The 21,322-nt window shown below is 58.0% G+C and carries 20 protein-coding genes and 1 pseudogene; 9 read left to right on the top strand and 12 right to left on the bottom strand.

What is annotated here, in order from left to right:
- Positions 1-147: 147 nt before the first annotated feature.
- Positions 148-1,005 carry a helix-turn-helix domain-containing protein gene (locus tag AC13QE_RS01590; RefSeq protein ID WP_488482284.1) on the top strand — a complete coding sequence of 286 codons (858 nt, stop codon included), beginning with the start codon at positions 148-150 and terminating at the stop codon, positions 1,003-1,005.
- Between the two features lie 99 nt (positions 1,006-1,104).
- Positions 1,105-1,980 (top strand): NmrA family NAD(P)-binding protein, encoded by an 876-nt coding sequence (locus AC13QE_RS01585; RefSeq protein ID WP_488482283.1) that lies wholly within the window; start codon positions 1,105-1,107, stop codon positions 1,978-1,980.
- Positions 1,981-2,028: 48 nt separating this feature from the next.
- Here AC13QE_RS01585 and AC13QE_RS01580 read toward each other — a convergent pair whose 3' ends face one another.
- Both AC13QE_RS01580 and AC13QE_RS01575 read right to left on the bottom strand, forming a co-directional pair.
- On the bottom strand, positions 2,029-3,087 hold the full coding sequence (locus AC13QE_RS01580; protein WP_488482282.1) for an ATP-binding protein: 1,059 nt from the start codon (positions 3,085-3,087) through the stop codon (positions 2,029-2,031).
- Positions 3,071-3,763 (bottom strand): response regulator, encoded by a 693-nt coding sequence (locus tag AC13QE_RS01575; RefSeq protein ID WP_488482281.1) that lies wholly within the window; start codon positions 3,761-3,763, stop codon positions 3,071-3,073. The genes AC13QE_RS01580 and AC13QE_RS01575 overlap by 17 nt, the downstream gene beginning before the upstream one ends.
- A gap of 145 nt (positions 3,764-3,908) precedes the next feature.
- Between AC13QE_RS01575 and AC13QE_RS01570 the strand changes: the two are divergent.
- Positions 3,909-4,016, top strand: a pseudogene (locus AC13QE_RS01570) (IS6 family transposase); the annotation flags it as partial.
- A 448-nt stretch (positions 4,017-4,464) separates the two neighbouring features.
- Here the strand turns inward: AC13QE_RS01570 and AC13QE_RS01565 are convergent.
- The 3 genes from AC13QE_RS01565 to AC13QE_RS01555 are packed head-to-tail and all read right to left on the bottom strand — an operon-like array spanning position 4,465 to position 6,813.
- Complete coding sequence (locus AC13QE_RS01565; protein WP_488482280.1) at positions 4,465-5,466, bottom strand: NADP-dependent oxidoreductase; 1,002 nt, start codon at positions 5,464-5,466, stop codon at positions 4,465-4,467.
- Positions 5,467-5,500: 34 nt separating this feature from the next.
- Positions 5,501-6,364 (bottom strand): alpha/beta fold hydrolase, encoded by an 864-nt coding sequence (locus AC13QE_RS01560; protein WP_488482279.1) that lies wholly within the window; start codon positions 6,362-6,364, stop codon positions 5,501-5,503.
- Positions 6,365-6,399: 35 nt separating this feature from the next.
- Positions 6,400-6,813 carry an SDR family NAD(P)-dependent oxidoreductase gene (locus AC13QE_RS01555; RefSeq protein ID WP_488482278.1) on the bottom strand — a complete coding sequence of 138 codons (414 nt, stop codon included), beginning with the start codon at positions 6,811-6,813 and terminating at the stop codon, positions 6,400-6,402.
- Between the two features lie 227 nt (positions 6,814-7,040).
- Here AC13QE_RS01555 and AC13QE_RS01550 point away from each other — a divergent pair, with 227 nt between their 5' ends.
- Positions 7,041-7,613 (top strand): TetR/AcrR family transcriptional regulator, encoded by a 573-nt coding sequence (locus tag AC13QE_RS01550; protein ID WP_488482277.1) that lies wholly within the window; start codon positions 7,041-7,043, stop codon positions 7,611-7,613.
- A gap of 272 nt (positions 7,614-7,885) precedes the next feature.
- On the opposite strand, the gene AC13QE_RS01545 is transcribed toward AC13QE_RS01550, so the two are convergent.
- The 7 genes from AC13QE_RS01545 to speB all read right to left on the bottom strand — a co-directional run bounded on the left by AC13QE_RS01545 (position 7,886) and on the right by speB (position 16,921).
- Positions 7,886-9,211, bottom strand: coding sequence for an aspartate aminotransferase family protein (locus tag AC13QE_RS01545; RefSeq protein ID WP_488482862.1), 1,326 nt, complete (start codon positions 9,209-9,211; stop codon positions 7,886-7,888).
- 44 nt (positions 9,212-9,255) lie between these two features.
- Positions 9,256-10,320 carry a phosphotransferase gene (locus AC13QE_RS01540; RefSeq protein ID WP_488482276.1) on the bottom strand — a complete coding sequence of 355 codons (1,065 nt, stop codon included), beginning with the start codon at positions 10,318-10,320 and terminating at the stop codon, positions 9,256-9,258.
- Between the two features lie 68 nt (positions 10,321-10,388).
- The gene (locus AC13QE_RS01535; protein WP_488482275.1) at positions 10,389-11,822 is read right to left on the bottom strand and encodes an NAD-dependent succinate-semialdehyde dehydrogenase; all 1,434 of its coding nucleotides are present in this window, start codon (positions 11,820-11,822) and stop codon (positions 10,389-10,391) included.
- Positions 11,823-11,842: 20 nt separating this feature from the next.
- On the bottom strand, positions 11,843-13,435 hold the full coding sequence (gene ggt / locus AC13QE_RS01530) for a gamma-glutamyltransferase (protein ID WP_488482274.1): 1,593 nt from the start codon (positions 13,433-13,435) through the stop codon (positions 11,843-11,845).
- A 13-nt stretch (positions 13,436-13,448) separates the two neighbouring features.
- Positions 13,449-14,831, bottom strand: a complete 1,383-nt coding sequence (locus AC13QE_RS01525) for an aspartate aminotransferase family protein (protein ID WP_488482273.1) — start codon at positions 14,829-14,831, stop codon at positions 13,449-13,451.
- A gap of 122 nt (positions 14,832-14,953) precedes the next feature.
- Positions 14,954-15,796 carry a lysine/arginine/ornithine ABC transporter substrate-binding protein gene (locus tag AC13QE_RS01520; RefSeq protein ID WP_488482272.1) on the bottom strand — a complete coding sequence of 281 codons (843 nt, stop codon included), beginning with the start codon at positions 15,794-15,796 and terminating at the stop codon, positions 14,954-14,956.
- A 78-nt stretch (positions 15,797-15,874) separates the two neighbouring features.
- Complete coding sequence (speB, locus tag AC13QE_RS01515; protein WP_488482271.1) at positions 15,875-16,921, bottom strand: agmatinase; 1,047 nt, start codon at positions 16,919-16,921, stop codon at positions 15,875-15,877.
- Between the two features lie 183 nt (positions 16,922-17,104).
- On the opposite strand from speB, the gene AC13QE_RS01510 reads away from it, so the two are divergent.
- From AC13QE_RS01510 to AC13QE_RS01490, 5 genes are all read left to right on the top strand, one after another.
- On the top strand, positions 17,105-17,803 hold the full coding sequence (locus AC13QE_RS01510; RefSeq protein WP_028754911.1) for an FCD domain-containing protein: 699 nt from the start codon (positions 17,105-17,107) through the stop codon (positions 17,801-17,803).
- A 27-nt stretch (positions 17,804-17,830) separates the two neighbouring features.
- The gene (locus AC13QE_RS01505; RefSeq protein ID WP_488482270.1) at positions 17,831-18,556 is read left to right on the top strand and encodes an ABC transporter permease; all 726 of its coding nucleotides are present in this window, start codon (positions 17,831-17,833) and stop codon (positions 18,554-18,556) included.
- Positions 18,556-19,260, top strand: coding sequence for an ABC transporter permease subunit (locus tag AC13QE_RS01500; RefSeq protein WP_112400402.1), 705 nt, complete (start codon positions 18,556-18,558; stop codon positions 19,258-19,260). Before AC13QE_RS01505 ends, AC13QE_RS01500 begins: the two co-directional genes overlap by 1 nt.
- 11 nt (positions 19,261-19,271) lie before the next feature.
- Positions 19,272-20,078, top strand: coding sequence for an ABC transporter ATP-binding protein (locus tag AC13QE_RS01495; RefSeq protein WP_488482269.1), 807 nt, complete (start codon positions 19,272-19,274; stop codon positions 20,076-20,078).
- A 452-nt stretch (positions 20,079-20,530) separates the two neighbouring features.
- Positions 20,531-21,319: an SDR family NAD(P)-dependent oxidoreductase gene (locus tag AC13QE_RS01490; protein WP_488482268.1), complete on the top strand. Its 789-nt coding sequence runs from the start codon at positions 20,531-20,533 to the stop codon at positions 21,317-21,319.
- The last annotated feature ends 3 nt before the right edge of the window (positions 21,320-21,322 follow it).

The raw sequence follows: 21,322 nt of genomic DNA, 5'->3' as shown, positions 1-21,322 counted from the left end.
CTGATCTCCGAATGCGAGAATGCTATCGGTTCCCTGACAGGCGCACATTGCCGAAGATAGCTCGACCGGATACGCCGTGCTACCTATATTCTCAAGATCGAGATCGCCCTCAAACCGGGACGATAGAATCCGCGGAAGCGCATAGTCATGGACCAGCTCAACAGCACCGCCGCGACACTCCTCTCCAGCAAGGATCGCGGCTGGAAGGGCCTGGAAGCGAATTTCCTCCGTATTCAGGCTGGCCGAACCCATGTGCCGGGGTCGCAGACGCATCGGCTCGGCATTCATTTCGGGCGGGCCGTGAATGCTTTTTGTGAGTGCGACGGCCGTCAATACCGCCGTCGTCAGGCGCATGGAGATATCGATATCGTTCCCGCCGGACTCGATGGCTGGTGGGAAGATGACGGGGACTGCACCATTCTGCGCCTGAATATCCAGCACGAACTCCTTCAATCCGCCGCAGAAGCGCTTGGCAGAAATCCGAATGCGGTTTCTCTGGCACCAAAATTCCAGCTTCGGGATTCCCGGATTGAATCGATCGCCTGGGCGATCAAGGCCGAAATCGAGTCGCCCGTTCCATCAGACAGGACTTATGCCGAAGCATTAGGCCTGGCGCTGGCGATCCGTCTGGTGGAAGGCAGCGAACAGACTTCAATCGGTACAGCCGCGACAGGCGCCACTTTGACCAACCGCCATCAGCGACGCCTGTTGGATTTTATCGAAGCCCATATCGATCAGTCGCTGTCTCTTGCCGATCTCGCCGCGACGGTCAATCTCAGCGTATCGCATTTGAAGCCACTCTTTCGCGCCACTTTCGGCATGCCGGTTCATCACTATGTGTTGACGCGCCGGATCGAGCGCGCGAGGTTGCTCATTCTCTCCACCGACATGCCGCTCGCCGAGATCGCGTCGGCAACCGGGTTTGCCCATCAGAGCCACATGACGCACTGGATGCGGCGCATCCTCGGCCTCACCCCCGGCATGCTGAGCCGAATGCACTCATGACTTCGATTGTCGTCCAAACCTGCAATTGACCGTCCGAACCTGTGCGATCCGATGAACGCGCATGGCTAGGCTGAAGCAGGATCGACAGGAGAAGATGCCATGCACGCAATTTTGGGCGCCACCGGCAAGGTTGGCCGCACGACCATCGCCGCCCTGCGCAAGGCCGGCGTTCCGGTTCGCGCAATTCTGCGCAACGGCTCGAAAGCACAGGCTTTTTCGGATCTCGGCTGCGAGATCGCCATTGCCGATGTGCACGACCATCGGGCGCTGACGGCCGCATTCGAAGGAGCAAGCGCCGTCCAGATCATCTGCCCGGTCGATATTCGTGCCGCTGAGGCCTATTCCGGCATGAGACGACTGGTCGATTGCCTTGGCGAGGCCCTGGCGGCCGCCAAACCGCAAACCATTCTCGCCATCTCCGACTATGGCGCGCAGCATAGCTCTGGCACCGGCGTCACCTTGATTTTCCATGCGCTTGAAGCACGGCTGCGTCGGCTGGAGACCGAGAGGCTTATCCTGCTGCGATCGGCCGAGCACATGGAGAACTGGGCACGTCTGGCAAAGGTAGCGGCAGAGAGCGGCCGATTGCCGAGCTTCTATCATCCGCTGACCAAGCTTCTTCCGACCATCTCCGCGTATGACGTGGGTTCGATCGCGGCCGAGCTGTTTTTGGAGAAGCAGGACACCGCGCTAAGGATTGTTCATGCCGAAGGTCCCCGGCGTTATACGCCGAATGACGTTGCGGCGGCCATCGGCTTGCTGACTGGTCGCGACGTCGTTGCCCAACCGCTTCCCGAGACCGAATGGCAAGCCGCACTCATGCGGGCAGGTCTTTCCGAAGACTATACGCGACTGCTGGTCGAACTTTATACCGCCCATAATGCAGACCGAATAGATGTCGAAAAAGATGTGGGCGAGATCCGTCGAGGCACAACCGAATTGGTGGAGGTATTACGGCGAATTCTCAGCGCATGAGGATTCCCGAACGCCTGGAACAGGCCATTTGCTGCCCTGTGCACGATCTCAGCAGCGCGGGATTGTCAGCACGACGGTCGTGCCGCCACCCTTGCGGCTGTCGATCGTCGCGTGGCCGCCATGCGCCTCGGCGATCGCCTTGACGACGGCGAGGCCGAGGCCCGACCCGCCGCCTCTTCGCGTTCTCGCATCGTCGGCCCTCCAGAACCGCTCGAAGGCCCGTTCGCTTTCCGCAGCCGTCATGCCGGGGCCGTCATCCGAAACCATGATGACACACAGGTTGCCGGCCTCCTGAGAGGCTACACTCAACCTCGAGCCCGGAGCGTAGCGTGCGACATTGTCGATGAGCGCAAGCATCGCCTGCCGGATGCGCGCCCGATCGGCAATCACCGGCATCTTCTGCAAGTCGGTTTCAATCCTGATGCTGAGGCTGGCAAGCGACGGCCCAACGGAATCGATGATGTCTGCGATTTCTTCTCCAACGTCGAAACGCGATTGCTGCAGCTCCATGCGCCCGGCATTCATCAGCGAAAGCGTCCTGAGGTCGTCGACGATGCGCGTCAGAGCATCGATATGCCCGATCAATCCGCGGAATACCTCCTGGCTCGGCTCGAACACCCCATCCGCCAGCCCCTGCATGCGGCCACGCAGGATCGTCAGCGGCGTGCGCAATTCGTGCGCGATGGCCGAATTCGAATATTGGAGCTCCTTTTCCGCTCTTTGCAGCTCCTCCGCCATGCGATTGAAGTCGCTGATCAGACGATCTGCTTCGCCGAAATTGCCTTCGCCGGTCGCCCGTCCCGCGAAGTCTCCATCCGCGATGAGGCGGGCAGCCTCCGTCACGGCCGTCAGAGGCTTGACGAGACGCCGCGCAAGCCGCCATCCGACATAAGCGCCGACGGCCTGGCCAATTGCCACGTTGATGCCGAGCACGACGAAATCGCTGACGGCCCAGTCGTCCGGCGGAGCGGAGTCCTTGAACAGCCATTCGTAGACATAGCCGTAGATCAGGAAGCCGAAAAACATCACCGACAGAGCGACGAAGGCGACGATGGTCGTTGACCAGATGATTTGCCTGTTAAGGCTGTTGCTAACCGAAATCGCCAAGGCGGTAACCCACTCCCCGAACGCCGTTCAGAAGGTCGCCGACACCTGCGGCATCGAGCTTGCGGCGAAGTTTGCTCATGTGACTGTCGACAGTGCGGTCAAGTGCATCGCCTTCGGGAAGGCAGGCATCGACGATCTCGCCGCGCTCGAAGGCCCTGTTCGGAAACCCAGCCATATATTCGAGGATGCGGAATTCGGTGCGCGTCAGGTTCAATGGCATGCGGCTTTCGCCGTCCTCGACGACGGCTATGTAGGCGATCGGATCGATTGCGAGCCTGCCGACCCGCAGCACCTTGTTCGCAGCACTTCCCGTCGCCCGTCGCAAAACCGCCCGCGCCCGGGCAACCACTTCGACCGGGTTGAACGGCTTGACCACATAGTCGTCGGCGCCGGAACGCAGCCCATGCAGCTTGTCGAGATCGTCGGCAAGTGCGGTGACCATGATAACAGGCGTATCGCCTCTTTGGCGAATGGTGGCAAGCACCGTGTGGCCGTCGAGTTTCGGCAGCTTGACGTCGAGGACGACGAGATCGGGCCGCAGCCGCTGGTGATGGGAAAGCCCGATCTCGCCATCCGAGGCCGTCAGCACCCGAAACCCCTCGCGCTCAAAATAGCGTTCAAGAATATCGGAGATTTCCGGCTCGTCCTCGACGATCAATATCAGTGCATTTTCCATCCAGGGCTCCTTTACCGGATAGAAACGTCAGACAGGGTCTGCGCGTCAACACTCCTCTGCCCTCCTCCATGAAACCTCCACAAAACGTCGACCGAAGACCAACAATCCCAATGTTTGCTTAGGCTCGGACGAAAGTGCTTGGGCGGTGCGCTGGTACTGCCGCTATGGTGTTAGCTATCGCGATCTTGAGCAAATGATGGGCGAGCGGGGCGTGCTCGTGGATCATTCCACGATTTATCGCTGGGTCCAGAAATAGGCGCCGGAGATGGAAAGCGGCTGCTGGCGGGCCTCGCCCACGAAGGGCCGACCCGATTTACGAACGCAATGCTCTTGATGGGATTGGAACCAAGGACCTGTTGTTAGAAAAAGCCCATCTATCTGAATTTCCGTCGATACCGCACTTTGATTTTGCCTAGATGGAATGATCGATTTGGGGGCAGCGGAATGTCGGCTCTTGGGCCGACCAGCTACATATAGTCCTACTGTTGCCACTGCCGTTCGCGCAGTTCGGACAGCAGATTTTGCAACGCTTCCGACTGAAGGTGCAATATTGGAAGTTGAATAATAGAAGGGTAATCGTTCGAAATGGCTGTTTGCGCAGGGCTGGCTTCAGCCACGCGTCAACGGCGACCCAGCGGGTGATGGTCCCGTTGAGCGACGGACGCGTGGCTTGCCGTGCTGGTTGTTGAATTGGGGGCCTGTCACTTGATCGAAATGACGACCTTACCCTTTGCCCGGCCGGTCTCGACATAAGTCAAGGCGTCTCCGGTCATCGCAAACGGAAAGGTCTTGTCTACCACCGGACGGATTACGCCGGCTTCGATCAACGCGGTGATGTCACCCAACTGCTTCCCGTCCGCGCGCATGAACAGGAACGAATAGCGCACCCCGAGATTTCGGGCTTTCTTTCTCACACCGCGGCTTATCAGGCGCATGACCAGCTTCAGGAACGGGTTCAGGCCGAACTCCCGGGCAAACGCCGGGTCGGGCGGGCCTGAAATCGAAATGAGGAGACCGCCCGGCTTTAGCACACGCAGGGATTTTTCAAGGGTCTTGGTGTCCTGGCTATTGAGGACGAGATCATATCCCGACAATACCTTCTCGAAATCCTGCGTCTTATAGTCGATCACGACATCCGCGCCGAGGCTTTTGACAAGATCGACATTCCCGGCGCTCGTCGTCGTCGCGACCGTCGCGCCGAGGTGCTTGGCGAGCTGAATAGCAAAAGTCCCGACGCCGCCGGAGCCAGCCTGGATGAAAACCTTCTGGCCGGGCTTCAATTTAGCGACTTCCGCCAGCGCCTGCCACGCGGTCAGGCCCACCAACGGGATGGACGCCGCTTCTTCCATGGTGAGGGTCGTGGGCTTCAGGGCCACATCCGCCTCATTGATCGCGATGAACTGGGCAAAGGTTCCGACCCGAGGGTCCCGCGGCCGGGCATAGACGGCATCGCCTGGTTTGAAGGCCCGGACCTTTGAGCCGACACGGGTAACAATGCCCGCAACGTCGTGGCCCAGGATGAAGGGAGGCCGATACGGCAGCAGGAACTTGAACTCCCCATCCCTGACCTTGGAATCCAGCACGTTCACCGCCGTGGCATGGATTTCCACGAGGACGTCATCCTCCTGCAACTGCGGCTCCGGCATGTCAGCCAGCCGCAGCACGCCCTTCTTCTTGTACTTGTCGACAACGAATGCCTTCATCGCATTTTCTCCGGTTTGTTATTGTGTGGTTTCATCAGGCATCGAGGAAAGACAGTGCCTTCGGTACGAAGTCAGCATGGTTCTGAAAAATCCCGCCGTGGCCGGCGTCCTGGTAGATCACAAGTTCCGAGCCCGGGATGCGCTTGGCCATGTCGACGCTGTTCGACGTCGGAACCATGATATCATTGTCGCCGTTCGCAATCAGGACCGGGATTTTGATCTGCCCGAGATCCTGGGGAGCCTGCTGGCCCCAAGCCTTGATTGCCTTAAGCTGGCGCAGGAAGGCACCAGGTGTCGGCCCTTTGTCACGAGCGGTCTTGCGTTCCTTCAATCGCTTCAGAAAGGCTTTCGCGGCACGGCGACCATTCCCGGTAGAGGTGAAGAACAGGTAGAACTTCGGGTCTCGCAACGTCAGGAGACCCTTCAATATCAGAGGCCATGACACCGGTCCGACCTTGTCGATGCCTTTGCCGCCCGCTGGACCCGTACCGGTCAAGATGAGCTTGCGCACCAGCTTCGGTTCTTTCAAGACAATGTCCTGTGCCACGAATCCCCCAAGGGAGAAGCCAAGCAAATCGACCGTTTCGAAACCCAGCGCATGGATCAGCGCGACGGCATCGTGCGCCATCTCACCGACGGTGACGGGCGCCTTGCCACCGGACGCACCGATACCCCGGTAGTTGGTGGCGATCACGCGATGCTTGCTGGCAAGACCGTCGACGATCCGCGGGTCGAAATTATCGAGGACGGCGCCCCAGTGATTGAGAAGGACGACCGGCACCTCGGTTCGAGGGCCAAGGTCACGATAGGTGAACGTCGTGTTTCCAACGCAAATTGAGCGGTTCGGCGCATCGATGTAGCGCTCTCGCGATCCGATGTAGCTTATAGAAGTCGTCATTGTTTGTTCCATGTCACGGCTCATCTTCCGCAGCGTCACGCCAGGCCGAATTGCGAGCGCAACATTTTGTCGAAGAGGGATCGGGGTGCGAAACGCCGGGCAAAAGCAACCTGCCGTGCGGCCTTGCCGGAGGGGTAGCTCAGTTGCGGAATCTTGTCGCGCGCGGCCTTGAGGATGGTTTCGGCCACGCTCTCGGCGGTATCGGCGACCGTCATCGCGCGCTGGAGCGCCGCGAAATACTTCGCGCGGCCGGTATCGTAGGCGGCAAGCGGGATATCCGGGATCATCCGGATGCCGTCCCGTACCTCGTCCGGTTTGGCACTGCGGCTGGTGCCGATCACACGATAGCCCGCATTCTTCAGCGCCATGGCGGCAGCCTCACCGATCCCGCCGGACGCGCCGGTGATGAACGCAGTCTTCGGCTGCGGCTGCGCTTTCGATGGTGCCATAGTCTCTACCCTTTCGCTCTGTTCATCGCTGGATGGCATCACTGCTATGGCCGAATACAAACTCGCTATGCTGGCCATATTTAATGATGACATTCATAATCATTAATGTTAGATGATACTCGTAATCAAAAATGTCAAGTGGATTTTTGCCGGGGGTGACGAGGTAGGGCCATCCGTGGCAGAAGACACCGCGCAGGTCGTTCCTGCCTATGATGGAGTGAGCAGAGATGAAGGTGACCCGGGAGAAGGTGCAGGAGAACCGTCAGCAAGTCATTGATATGGCGGCGCGGTTGCTGCGTGAGTGCGGTTTCGATGGCGTTAGCCTTGCCGACATCACGAAGTCCGCAGGATTGACCAATGGCGGCTTCTATCGACACTTCGCCTCAAAAGACGACCTGCTGGTCAAGGCCAGCGAAAGGGCGATCACGGATACGCTGACGGTCCTCAAGAATGAGCTTCTCCAAAAGCCCACAGATCCGTTTCGCACGCTGATCGAGCGCTATGTGTCATCGGCCCATCGCGATGATCCCGGTTCCGGGTGCATCCTGCCGGCGCTCGCTGTAGATGCTGGGCGCAGTCATGATCCCGCTCTCCGCGAAGTCTTCGTGTCCGCGATCCAACACTATCTCGAACAGATTGCGGCACTCTTGCCAGAGAGAGCAGAAGCGGACCGCAGCCGGCCTCCTGCCGCCATCCTTTCAGAAATGGTGGGCGCCGTAATTCTGTCCCGTGTCGTTGCCGGTACTCCCTTGGCAGACACATTGCTCTCCACCGTCGTGGAAGACTTGTTGGCAGGCTGAACCAAATGGGTCCTTGCGGCTATTAGAGCATTTCCGCTTTTCTTCGAATCGCGAAAACGCTCCATCTTCTTGTTTTACGCGGTTCCGGACGCAAAACCGCTTCGCACTTTGCTGGAACTGCTTGAAGGGAAGGGAACGGCCGATCTGCGATCGCGGAGTGGCCGGCGATAGATCTACGCTTCAGTTCAGCACTTGAAAGCGCTGATTTGGCCAACCGGAATGGTAAAGTGCATGACTGTTCCCTACCCCTTTGAATTCGACTCACCAGCCATTCATCCTGCGCTGCGTTCTATTTGGACAAGAGCATCCTGCAGTGTGTTGAGCAGCATATCAGCATTTTCGCGAGAGAAAGGGAGCGGGGGCCGAATTTTCAGAACATTACCATTCGGTCCTGAAGCGCTGATCAATACATACCTATTGCGAAGCTCGCTAACAACTTTCAGTGCGAGGGCGCCATCTGGCTCGCGGCTGTCCTGATTGCGCACAAATTCCAACCCGAGAAACAAACCGCTGCCCCGCACATCTCCAACCGAAGCGAACGTCTCCTTAAGGCTCTTCATTCCTGCGCACAGGTAGTCCCCTGTCTCGCGCGCATTTTGCATAAGATTTTCGTTCTCAATAACGTCAAGTACGGCCGAGGCAGCAGCCAAAGAAACGTTGTTGGCCCCAAATGTGTTGAAGTAACGTATATCCCGGCCGAAACATTCCTGGATGTCCGACTTCATAATGGCCGCTGCGATTGGCATGCCGTTACCCATCGGCTTGCCGGTCACTACAATATCGGGGACGACTTCGTGACGCGCGAAACCCCACATGTTTGTGCCTATTCGCCCAAAGCCGGGCTGCACCTCGTCAGCGATATAAAGCACGCCAGCTTTTTTCAGCACATCAACGACGGGTTTGAGGAAACCGGGCGGATCAGCAAAAACGCCATCCGAGGAAAAGATGCTATCGGCAATAAACGCAGCTGGCATAATACCGCGGCGGCGCATATGAACAATCGCTTTAGCAACGTCGTCCGCCAATGCCGCACCCACATCGCGACCATCGGCGCGATACGTATCTGGCGCTGGCACTGTCAGGACATGCTGACCAAGGGGTACGCTATCTCCAAGCAGCGGCGAGATTTCCGCCGCCGAGGCCGTGACGCCATGATAGGCGTTCTCCGTAATGATGATACCGGTGCCACCTGTATAATGGCGTGCCAATCGGAGGGCCAGATCGACCGCTTCGCTTCCGGTGCAGGTGTACATCACACGGTCGAGTTCGGCCGGAAATGTCGCCAGAAGTCTTTCTGAGTAGGACAGAATCTGTTCGTTGAGATAACGTGTATGCGTATTGAGTTGCGACGCTTGGTAACTTATCGCCTCCACAACGTGCGGGTGGCAATGACCAACGGAAGGCACGTTATTATAGGCGTCGAGATAGGCTTCTCCGTTCGGTCCATATAGCCATACGCCTTTGGCCTTTGTGACATGAACCGGATTTTCATAGAAGAGCCGATATGACGGTCCGAGTAGCATCTGTCGGCGCTCGATCATCTTTCGCTCTCGTTCCGGCAGGCTAGCAAGCCGCGCCGGGTCGAACCCGTTGACCATTGGTGCGCTCGGTTTGTGGGAAGCGTTTTCTTTCATGCTTTTGATCACCGATTGGCTTCGCGCAGTCTTTCGATAGCGACAGTTCCTGGGATTGCATCAAGGCGCGCCAACTGCGCCCAAACGCCTGCACTTTGTATGGTCAAGCGTTGAGCGTGCTCGGGGAACAGCTGTGCCCGCCATCTCGGAATACACAGCCGCATCACCAACCGCATGACCGCTGCCTTGTAGATCAAGGGGATTTCGGCATCGGACAGGGAACATTCGCTGCGATACCCCGCGATAAGATCGCACATCGCCGTTATCGGGTCAGGTTCATCCCCGATCTGATAGGCAGCAGCGACACCCACGTCGAAAAGCGTGGGCGCGTGCACCATATCGCCAAAATCGATGATGCCGGTGATTGTATCCGGCGCTGTCGTATCGACAAGGATGTTTTCCATGTTGAAGTCGTTGTGAATGACTTGGGCATCCAACGTATTCATGATCGGCATAATCGCCTCCTCGAACTCGTCGATCGCGTTTTCGAGGCGTGTTCGCTGATGTACGTCAGCGAAAGTCGGCAGGACTTCACGCATCCCTGCCGCATGTTTCAAATCCCAGGTGATGCGATGTGATGCGGCCTCATGTGAAAAGCTCTTTAAGGCTTTTTGCAAACGTCCGAGCATTGCGCCAACCCGCCGGCGCTGCAAAGGAGACTGCGGCGCGGTCCGTTGCGCAACGCCCGGCGCGAACGTGACCATGCGGACGCCGCGTTCGGTGCCATCGTCCGCCACGAAGCGAAAATCCGCCGCACCCTCACGGGTGAGAATGACACGCTGGGTCGGAATCCCCGGATCCACCTCCTCCACATGCAAGAGTGCCAAACTGTGCATCGAGGTAACGAGAGGATCCTCTGCGGGATTGAGGATTTTTAGAAGATAGGCCGTGCCGTCTTCGAGCATCACGCGAAAATTACTGTCCTTTTCGCCCCACAGCCATGTTGCTCGACCAGAAAGGCCATAATGGTCGCATGCAATTTGCTGAGCCTGCTCACAGGACACGGGGACAGAGGCAGTTTCCAGTTCGGCGCCGAGCACACCGATTTTGGAGTTTTTTTGTATGGCCGACATTGTACCGTTCACCCTTTTTTGGGTACGTCTCTTGAAATTTCCCAAGCCTTCTGCGGGCAAAAGTCGAACTATGTCGCTTCGGTCACAAGCTTTGTATTGACGTAGCTTTCCATCGCCTCGGTGCCGCCTTCTGAGCCGTAACCGGAGTCTCTCACACCGCCGAAAGGCAACTCTGGCAGCGCCAGCCCGTGTTGATTGATAGAAAGCATCCCACTTTCTATATCGCGGGCGAGCGCGGCGCTTGTCTTTGCGGATTTGGTATAGGCATAGGCGGCAAGTCCGTATGGCAGCCGGTTCGTCTCCAAGATGGCCGCGTCGTAATCCGCAAATGCGCTGACCAATGCGATGGGGCCGAAAGGCTCCTCATTCGCAATGCGCGCGTCTTGCGGAACATCGGTGAGAATGGTGGGCTGGAAGAAATTTCCTCGATTTCCTAGCCTCTTGCCGCCGGTCGCAATGCCTGCTCCACGAGCGACGGCGTCCGCTGTCAACGCTTCCATGGCCTCGACGCGACGAGCATTGGCGAGCGGCCCCATGTTCACGCCGTCCATCAAACCGTCGCCTACGGTTATCGCTTCGGCCGCCTTCACAAAGCCTTCCAGAAATTTCCCATAAACGCTCTGCTGAACGAGAAAGCGCGTTGGCGCCACGCAGACCTGCCCGGCATTTCGAAACTTTGCGCCACTCAATATTCGAACGGCCAGATCGACGTCCGCATCATCGAACACAATGGCCGGCGCATGCCCGCCCAACTCCATCGTCACCCGCTTCATATGGGCACCCGCGAGCGAGGCGAGCTGTTTTCCAACCGCCGTCGATCCCGTGAAGGAGATCTTGCGGATCACCGGGTGCGGAATGAGGTAGCTCGAGATGTCGGCCGGTATGCCGAAGACAAGATTGAGAACGCCGGCCGGCAAACCCGCATCAGCGAATGCACGAACAAGTTCGGCACAGCTCGCCGGCGTCTCTTCGGGTCCCTTCAAGATGATCGAACAGCCGGCAGCAAGAGCTGCCGATACCTTGCGCACAGCCTGGTTCAATGGGAAATTCCAAGGACTGAAGGCCGCCACCGGGCCAACGGGCTCCTTTACGACCATCTGTCTGACATTCATCGCCCTTGGGGGAATCAAACGACCGTAGGCGCGACGGGCTTCCTCGGCAAACCAGTCGATGATGTCGGCCGCACTCAAGGTTTCCGCCAGGGACTCGGCCAAGGGCTTACCCTGTTCCAGCGTCATCGTCCTGGCGATCGCCGCCGAGCGCCCGCGCAGAATTTCAGCCGCCTTGCGAAGGAGTTTCGCTCGCTCAAACGCACTGACCTGACGCCATTGTTGAAAGCCGGCCGATGCTGCGGCAAGTGCTTCGTCGAGATCATTGCTGCTGGCATTTGAGACGTTGCCGATAACCTCGCTCGACGCCGGATTTACGACAGGTAGCTGCTCATTGGAGCCATCGCGCCAGACGCCGTTTATATAAAGCCTTGTGTTCGGATACCCGGACATTTCAGTTCCATCCTTTTTTGTCAGTAACCGAGGGCACAACCGTCTTTTCTATGATCGGAAGCACCCAGCAAGGTGCCATTTTGATCATCGATCCAGATCGCCTGCGCACCGCCGATCGCCCATTTCGGAGCGACAACCTTAAAACCGCGAGCTTCCAGATCGTTGCCGATCGCCGACCGAAGCAGCGCCTCGATCTCGACCGTGGCCGTGCCCGGAAGCGGGAACAAACGCGGAAGATCGATTGCGCTTTGAATATCGAGATCGTAGTCAAAAAGCTTGGAAAGGAAGTGGGCGTGACCCATTGCCTGGTAATGCCCTCCCATGACGCCGAATGAGAGCACGGATTTTCTAGCGCGCGTCACCAGTCCCGGAATGATTGTGTGCATCGGTCTTTTGCGCGGACCTATCGCGTTCGGATGACCATCTCTAATGACGAAACTCTGGCCGCGATTGTGAAACAAGACGCCAGACTTCGGAGCCATCAGGCCGCTTCCGTAAGGATGGAAGATCGAATTGATGAAGCTTGCGACATTTCGGTCCTTATCGACCACGGATATGTAAACGGTATCCGAGTGCTCGACATCGTCGATAATGGCTCCCGCATCGACCGCTTTCTGCAGATCTATTTTTGCAGCAAGACTGTCAATGAACTGATCGGACAAAAGGTGTTCAACCGGGACAACCGACGTTTCCGACTCGGCCAGCCATCGATCGCGTGCCGCATAGGCAAGCCTCGTAGCCTCCACCTCGATGTGCAGGTTATCGGCGCTCAGCGGATCGCCTTTGCGCTCGAACCGCTCCAGAATCCTCAGAATCATGAGCGCGATGATGCCTTGACCGTTGGGGGGGCATTCGTGAACAATCCATCCCCGGTAGGTCGCACTGATCGGCTTCACATATTCACCGGCGGCGGAGGCAAAGTCCTCTGCCGTATGCAAACCGCCCAGCGATTTAAGCTTGGCCAGCATGTCCTCGGCGACCGGCCCGCGATAGAACCCGTCACGGCCTGAGATCCCAATCGCTTCCAGCGTCTGCGCAAGCTCAGGCTGTCGTTGGACCGATCCGACAGCAGGAACCTGGTCGTCGGTCAAAAAGATGCGACGGGTCGACGGATCACGTAAAAGCAAGTCTCGCTGGTTCGAAATGTCGGCTGCCACCCTCGGCGTGATCCCATAGCCGTCCCGGGCCAGCGCGATTGCAGGAGCAAGTATCTCCGCGATCGGCATCCTGCCGTGGTCGGCGACCAGGCGTGTCCATGCATCCACCGCGCCCGGAATTGTCACGGCATGGGGCGATGACCGGTCGATGGCGGTAATGCCGTTATCCTTGTACCATTCGTATTTCGCCGCAGCGGGCGTCCGTCCCGAGCCATTATAGGCCACGACCTGGTCGCTGCCGTTTGCCGTCAGCAGTGCAAAACAATCACCACCCACGCCGGTGGACCCCGCCTCCACCACACACTGGACGGCGCAGGCGCCGACGGCAGCGTCGATGGCCCTGCCCCCGCTCTTCAGTATCTCGATCGCAGTCATGCTCGCCATTGGATGGGATGTCGCCGCCATCCCATTGCGCCCGACGGCGACCGATCTTCCCGGAGTTTCGAAATTGCGCATCGTCATTCTTTCCTCAGTACAATCCATTCGCCCTGGCCCAGGCATAGGTGTCGTCCAACGCGCGGATGGAGCGGTCGAACAATTCGTTGATCTGCGCCTCGGTGATGATCAGCGGCGGGCACAGCGAGTAATTGTCGCCCAATGCGCGGGTGATGACGCCGTGCGCCTGCGCTCTTCGTCCGGCGTGAATAGCAATGCCATGGGCTGGATTGAACGCTTCCTTCGTCTCCTTGTTGCGAACGAGTTCAAGCGTTCCAATCAGACCCAGGCCACGGGCGTTGCCAACGAGCGGATGCGCGCTCAGATCATTCAGTCGGCGCTGAAATAACGGCGCTACGTCCTGGACATGGCCTACTATGTCTCGCTCCTCGTATATCTTGAGGGTTTCCAGCGCGACGGCCGTGGCGACTGGATGGCCGCCATAGGTGAAGCCATGTCCGAAGGTTCCGATTTTCTCGCTTTCGGAAACGATCGCAGACTGGATCTTTTCATTGATCATCAGTGCTGAAATCGGCTGGTAAGCTGCCGAGAGCTGCTTTGCCATCACGATCATATCGGGTTGTAGCCCGAAGCTTTCGGAACCGAACATCGTCCCAAGTCTGCCGAAGCCGCAGATCACCTCGTCTGCGATTAGCAGCACGTCGTATTTCTTCAGAATTGCCTGAATTTTCTCGTAGTAGGTTGGCGGCGGGACGATGCAGCCGCCCGATGCCATAAGCGGTTCGGCAAAGAACGCGCCGATTGTTTCCGGGCCTTCCGCAAGGATCAGTCTCTCAAGCGAATCCGCGCAACGTGTGGCAAATTCCTCTTCCGTTTCACCCGGCTGGCCGTAGCGATAGAATTCCGGGCAGTCCGTATGCAGCACGCGATCGATCGGCAGATCGAAATCACGGTGATTATTAGGGAGCCCCGTCAGGCTTGCCGAGGCGATGGTCACGCCGTGATAGGCACGCATACGCGAGATGATCTTCTTCTTTTCCGGCCTGCCGATCGCATTGTGATAATACCAGACGAGTTTCATGGCCGTATCATTGGCCTCGGAACCCGAGTTGGCAAAGAACACCTTCGACATCGGAACAGGCGAAAGCTGGATGAGCCTGTCGGCCAGCTCGATGGCTGTCTCATGCGATTTGCCGCCAAAGCTGTGATAGAACGGCAATTCCTTCATTTGCCGGGTCGCAGCATCGACCAGACGCTGTTCGCTAAAGCCGAGCGACGCGCAAAACAGCCCCCCAAGACCTTCGATATACTTATTGCCCTCGCTGTCGACGATGTGGATCCCCTCACCCCTTGCAATCACCAGCGGACCGTCCTTCAAATGTTGCGAGGCGTTGGTATAGGGATGAAGAACGAAGGCAGCGTCCCGAGCTTCAAGGGAATTGAGAAGGGTGGTCACAATGGCTCTCCAAATGAGGTATGTTTCGATAGCGGCGCCTGGCAAAGCTCCGCCGGTCAGCCGATGAGACCTTTTGGTGCACCGGCTGCCATTTTTGTCGGGGTGAGAACTTCAGTGCTCAATCAATCAAGATTTGTCTTGATCCATTTCTGCGAAAGCTTGTTGATCGTTCCGTCCGCCTTGGCTGCTTTGATCGCCGCGTCGAACATGGACTTCAGGACCGTGTCGTCCTTGCGAAGTCCTGCGGCGATACCCTGCCCGAAGACCCCGCCTTTGAAGGTCGGACCGGCTATCGTGTAGTCTTTGAAGTCATCCTTTCGAAGCGTGGCGGTCAGCGATGTTTTCTGCGCAACGACCGCGTCGATGCGGCCGGCCTGAAGATCCAGATCATGCTGCTCGACGGTCTTGTATTCTCTGGGATCGACAACGCCCTTGAAGTAGGTGTCGAGAAACACCGCGTTCGCCGTTGATACCTGGGCGCCGACCGTTTTGCCCTTGAGGGCGTCTCGAAGCGGCTGCAATTCCTGCTCGACCTTCGCCTTGTCTCCGGCAAGATCGACCGTCGTCCCGGTACCTGGCAGATTTGCAAGCGGACCGGTCTTGTCGACCATGAAGGCCGCCGCAGTCGGGGCATAGGGCTCGCTGAACGAAATGACGGCAAGACGCTTTTCGGTAACGATCATCGAGGCCATGATAGCATCGAACTTTTTCGCATTGAGCGATGGAATGAGGCCGTCCCAATCCTGGGCGACGATCGTGCATTTGATCTTCATGCGAGCGCAGAGGTCGTTGGCGAGATCGATCTCGAACCCGGCAAGCTTGCCATCAGGTCCAGTGAAGTTCCACGGTTCGTACGCGCCTTCGGTCGCAATGGTAATTTCGGTTGGCTTTGTCTCGGCGGTGGCAGCGCCGGCAAAGGCAACACCCAGTAAGACGGACGTCAGCAAGAGTTTTGATAATTGCATGTTGCATTCCCCTTTTTGTTACCCCCTGTCCTTTTGCGGACAGGGCGGTGCAGCATTCACAACGCCTAGCCTCAGTCGCTAGGGCGCGCGAATCTTGATTGCCTCTACCGCCAGGCAGAGGAGCTCGAATAAAACCTGCGCCGCGATTTGCGCCGTGTTCGTTGTCGGATCGTACTGCGGAGCGACTTCAACTACGTCGCCGCCGACGATGTTCAATCCCGCAAGACCTCGCAGAATGCCCAGCGCTTGGGCGGAAGTCAGCCCACCGACTTCAGGCGTCCCCGTGCCGGGCGCAAATGCCGGATCGAGAGAATCGACGTCGAAGCTGATATAGGTCGGACCCGAGCCGACGATTTCCCTCGCCTTTGCGATGACCGCCCCAATGCCGATATCGCCGACCTCTTCCGCATGTATGACAGTCATGCCGGACGCATACGAAAACTCCCATAGATATTCCGAATTTCCTCGAATGCCGATCTGAACCGTCCGCCGCGGATCCAGCACACCGTCAAGAACCGCCTGCCGGAAGGGGCCGCCATGATGGAATTTGCACCCCTCAAAGGAGCCGCCGGTATCGCAATGCGCATCGATATGGATCATTCCCACCGATCGATCCTTGCCAACAGCCCTAAGAATGGGAAGACCGATCGAATGGTCGCCGCCGACCGCCAAAGGCACAACGCCCGCCTTGACCACCGCGAGGACAAATCGCTCGATATCCTCATGGGATGCGGCGAGATCAAACCGGCTCCTGAACGGAACATCGCCGACATCGGCGACCCGTGCATGGGCGGTCGGAACGGCGCGCAACACATGCTCATAAGGACCGACCCGATCGACATTTCGAACGGCACGCGGCCCGAACCGCGCACCTGATCGGTTCGTCACGCCAAGATCCATCGGTATTCCGAAAAGCGCGATGTCGATGCCGGTAAAATCGGGCGACGCATCAGGACGATAAGGAGCCTTCAAGAGCGTTGGCATGCCGCAATAGGGAGCCTGACGGCTGTCGCCATCCCCAAAGACCAGCTCGGCAACCTTTCGAAACTCCGGGTCGAACATCTCGCCGCCCGAGGCGTTCGAAAAGCGTTCCCGCAGTTCTTCCAGACTTAGAATCTCCGGCATTGGGCCTCCATTTGTCCTGCACCCACATTTCAAGCCGCCTCCAAAATGCAAACGAAAGGCCATTGCTTGTTGTGGTCAACATTGTATACATAATCGTATTCTCCTTGATCAAGCAAGAGGGAAAAAGTTATGGTGCCACCGACAGGACCCGCTGAACGGGTGAAAACATGGAAGGGGAATTGATTGGCATCGACCAAAACGGAACAGCGAGGCTCTTTACGTGAGAGCACATACTCGCAGCTGAAGGATCTTATCCTCAGCGGCCAACTACGCCCCTCGGAGCGACTGTCGGAAAACACGCTTGCCAAGCGCTTTGGCGTCAGCCGGACGCCGTTGCGCGAAGCGTTGATGAAGCTTGAAGAGGAAGGGTTGATCGTCGGACAACGAAACCTCGGATACACGGTCACCGATCTGGACGTCACCAAATTCTGCAATTTGCTGGTCGTTCGCGAGGCGCTCGATGTCTGCGCGGCGCAGCTTGCCTGCGAGATGGCGACCGAAGAAGACCTTGACCGGCTTCGAGGCGTAATCGCCCAGATGATCGAGCTCAAGGAGACGACCAATGAGGCGCCGTCCGACGCCGCCCGCAACCTAGACCTTGGACTATACATCCACCGGGTCATTGTGGAATCGACTCGGAACGAGGCTCTCGTAAGGGTAACCGACCAAGTCTACCAGCAGCTTCGTTTGGCCCTGTGGCTGGAAGTTCTCTGGGTCGATCTCGAGCACACGGATCTTGATGAGCATCGGGCAATTGCGGACGCTATCTGCGCACGCGACCGCGAGGCCGCTGCAAATGCGGCGCGCGCGCATGTGCAAAGCTCACTCAAGAACATGTCGAAGCTCCAGCGCATTTGGGCGCATCGGCGAACTGTCGACTGAGCCAAGCTTTCACAAAGAGGGTCACATATGGAGCTTATCTATAGTTATCTGGCACTCGTCGGTGCCGGACAGACAGGCTGGGGTCCGCTCCTTCTGACGGCCGCCGCCATGACAATTGGCGTTTCCGTGTGTGGCTTTCTGGCTGGAACGGTCATCGGCTCGGTTGTTACCTTTATGCAGTTGTCGCCCCACATGGCCGTTCGCTGGTCTGCCGACTGCTACACCACAATTCTTCGCGGCGTGCCGGACCTTCTGATCATCTATCTTTTCTATTTCGGCGGAAGCTCGCTGCTCGGATCTGTCGGCGGCCTGTTCGGCTATCATGGTTTCATCGGAATGCCCGCTTTCCTGACCGGAACCCTCGCACTTGGCGTCGTCTCGGCCGCCTATCAGGCGGAAGTCTTTCGTGGGGCCTTCAAATCGGTTGCGCGTGGCGAAATCGAAGCGGCCAACGCCGTTGGCATGCGGCCGTGGCCCAAGTTCAGGCGCATCATCGCACCTCTCGTGCTTCGCTATGCCATTCCGGGACTTGGAAACACCTGGCAACTTGTCCTGAAAGAATCGGCATTGATCTCCGTGACTGGTCTCGTCGAGCTCCTCCGGCAATCGCAAATCGCCGCCGGGTCCACACGCCGCCCGTTTGAATTCTACCTGACGGCGATCGTCCTTTATCTCGTTATCACCTGGCTCTCCTCAATCCTGTTCAGGAAAATGGAAGCCCGAACAACCCAAGGGATAAGGAGGGCCTTGTGATGGACATTGGCTTCATGAGGGAAACGCTCCTCACCCTTCTGACCGGTTTGCCGCTAACCATCGAACTTGCAGTCACATCCATTCTGGCGGGGAGCGTCCTGGCCCTTGTCATCGCGCTCTTTGCGGTGATGGGCGGCACCATAGGTCGAACCTTAACTCGCGCCTATGTCTTCGTGTTCAGAGGTTCCCCGCTCCTTGTCCAAATGTTCCTGATCTACTATGGCCTCGGTCAATTCCGGCATGGACTGCAGGATCTTGGCGTCTGGTGGTTCTTCCGGGAGCCTTATTGGTGCGCCGTGTTAGCGTTGACGCTGAACACAGCCGCCTACTGCAGCGAAATCTTTCGGGGTGGCCTGCAGGCCGTCTCCATGCAACAAGTTGAGGCGGCGCGCGCCTGCGGCATGTCCGGCATCCTGTTGTTCAGGCGCATCATTCTTCCGATTGCCATAAGGCACGCATTGCCTGCCTATGGCAATGAGATCATCTTGATGGTCAAGGCAACGGCGCTTGCTTCCGTCATCACCATCATGGAAGTCACAGGTCTCGCAGGAAAATTGATCGCGGACAGCTTTCGGGCTTTCGAAATTTTCATCGTCGCAGGGGCGATTTACCTTGCGATCAATTTCATCGTCACGCGCATGCTCATGGTGGCCGAATTTTGGCTTTCGCCACATATGCGTATGCCACCCAATCCTACCACTTAACGGGAGTACGCATGTCCGTCAGGGGAACAGTCTTGGTCAGCGATAACATACAAAAAAGCGCTGCCGTTTCGGTCAAGGATCTCAGAAAATGCTTCGGCCCGCTGGAGGTGCTGAAAGGTGTCTCGCTGGAAGCTCACCAAGGCGACGTCATATCGATCCTGGGCTCTTCCGGCTCCGGAAAATCGACGATGCTCCGATGCATCAATATGCTTGAAGTGCCCGACAGTGGCGAGATACGCATCGACGGCGAGATGTTCTCGCTGAAAAAAGGACGTCACAGGACTGAACCGGCCGACCGCAGGCAGGTCGATCGACTACGCGAACACATCGGCATGGTCTTCCAGAGCTTCAATCTTTGGTCACACATGACCATTTTGGAGAACGTAATCGAAGCGCCGATACACGTGCAGAAACGCAACCGTGCCGAATGCGTCGCGGAAGCAGAAGCGCTGCTCGAACGAGTTGGAATCGCCGACAAGCGAAATTTCTATCCAGCTCATCTATCTGGAGGTCAGCAGCAACGCGCGGCGATTGCTCGTGCTCTTGCGCAGCGGCCGAAGGTCATGCTTTTCGATGAGCCGACCTCTGCGCTTGATCCCGAACTTGTCGGCGAAGTGCTCAAAGTCATGCGGTCGCTTGCCGAGGAAGGTCGAACCATGCTGGTCGTAACGCATGAGATGGGGTTTGCACGTGATGTTTCCAATAAAGTCGTGTTTCTTCATAAGGGGATCATCGAAGAGACGGGCGAACCTGCGGAATTGTTCAAGCACCCAAAATCCGAGCGTTTTCGACAGTTCCTCGCACACGAGCGACGCTGAGAGGCAGCTTGGTTTCGATTTGCACGCAGAACAGCCCAGATCGGTTGTTTGAATTCTTTCTCAATTAGTTTCAACGCGGTTACCTGCGCCGCTCGCCAACATGAGTTGGATATCCTTCTCAAAACCCGACGTCAGCGACGATCTTCCTTGCGGCAGTGCTTCGGACCGGCGGCCGCCATCCGAGGAGTCCGGCATGTCGCCAGGGCGCAAATTCCGGATCATTCAGCCCGAAGGCCTGGTTTGGCGCGGGGAGCAGGCACCAACTCGTCCGGGACGTTGAGGTCCATTCATAGCTAGGCCATGCCGTTGGTGTCGCGTGGCCCCGCGCCTCATCACCCGAATTTCCGCATAGGAAAACTTTGTGCACGCTCAGTCAAAACGGACTGCACAGCTGGGCGCGACGCCTCCACAAACATCAGCCATGATGGACCCGAAAGCCAAGAGGAGGAAACATGCGTTTCAAGAACAAGACCGCCCTGATCACCGGCGGCGGCACGGGCATTGGCGCGGCCGTCGCTCGCCTTATCAGGCAGGAGGGCGGCAACGTCGCGCTGGTCGGGCGCCGCCTTGAGCCACTCCGCACCGTTGCCGAAGAGATCGGCGCGACGATCATCTCGGCCGATGCCGCCGATGGCGCTGCGATGAAGGGCGCCGTCGAGAAGGTTGTCGGAACGCTTGGCGGTCTCGATATTCTGATCGCCAATGCCGGTGGCCACGGCGTCGGGCCGACGGTCAGCATGTCGGACGAGACCTGGGATCTCGCCGTCCGGCTCAACCTCAACACCGCTTTCGTCAGCGCCCGCGAATCCCTGCCACATCTCATCAAGAGCCGGGGCAATATCGTCGTCCTGGCCTCCATCGCCGGGCTGTTTGCCGGACCGGATGCGGCCGGATACGTCACGATGAAGCATGGCTGCATCGGGCTCGCGAAATCGCTGGCGCGCGACTATGGCCGCAAAGGCGTGCGCACCAACATCGTCTGCCCCGGCTGGGTCACGACGGCCATGGCCGATGAGCAGATGGAATTCATCGTCGAGAAATACAAGCTGAACAGCATCGAGGAGGCCTATGCGCTCGTCACCAAGGACGTGCCGCTTGGCCGGCCGGCAACCGCCGAAGACGTCGCCAATGCCGTCTGCTTCCTCGCTTCGGCCGAGGCATCGATGATCAATGGTGCCGTCCTGACGGTTGACGGCGGCGCCGGCACAGTCGATCTGCCGACTCTGGCCTTTGTAGAATGACGG

It is taken from the genome of Martinezella sp. CNPSo 3957 (assembly GCF_057784395.1).
The sequence above is the reverse complement of the archived record's forward strand: the minus strand, read 5'-3'. Positions and strand labels throughout refer to the sequence as shown.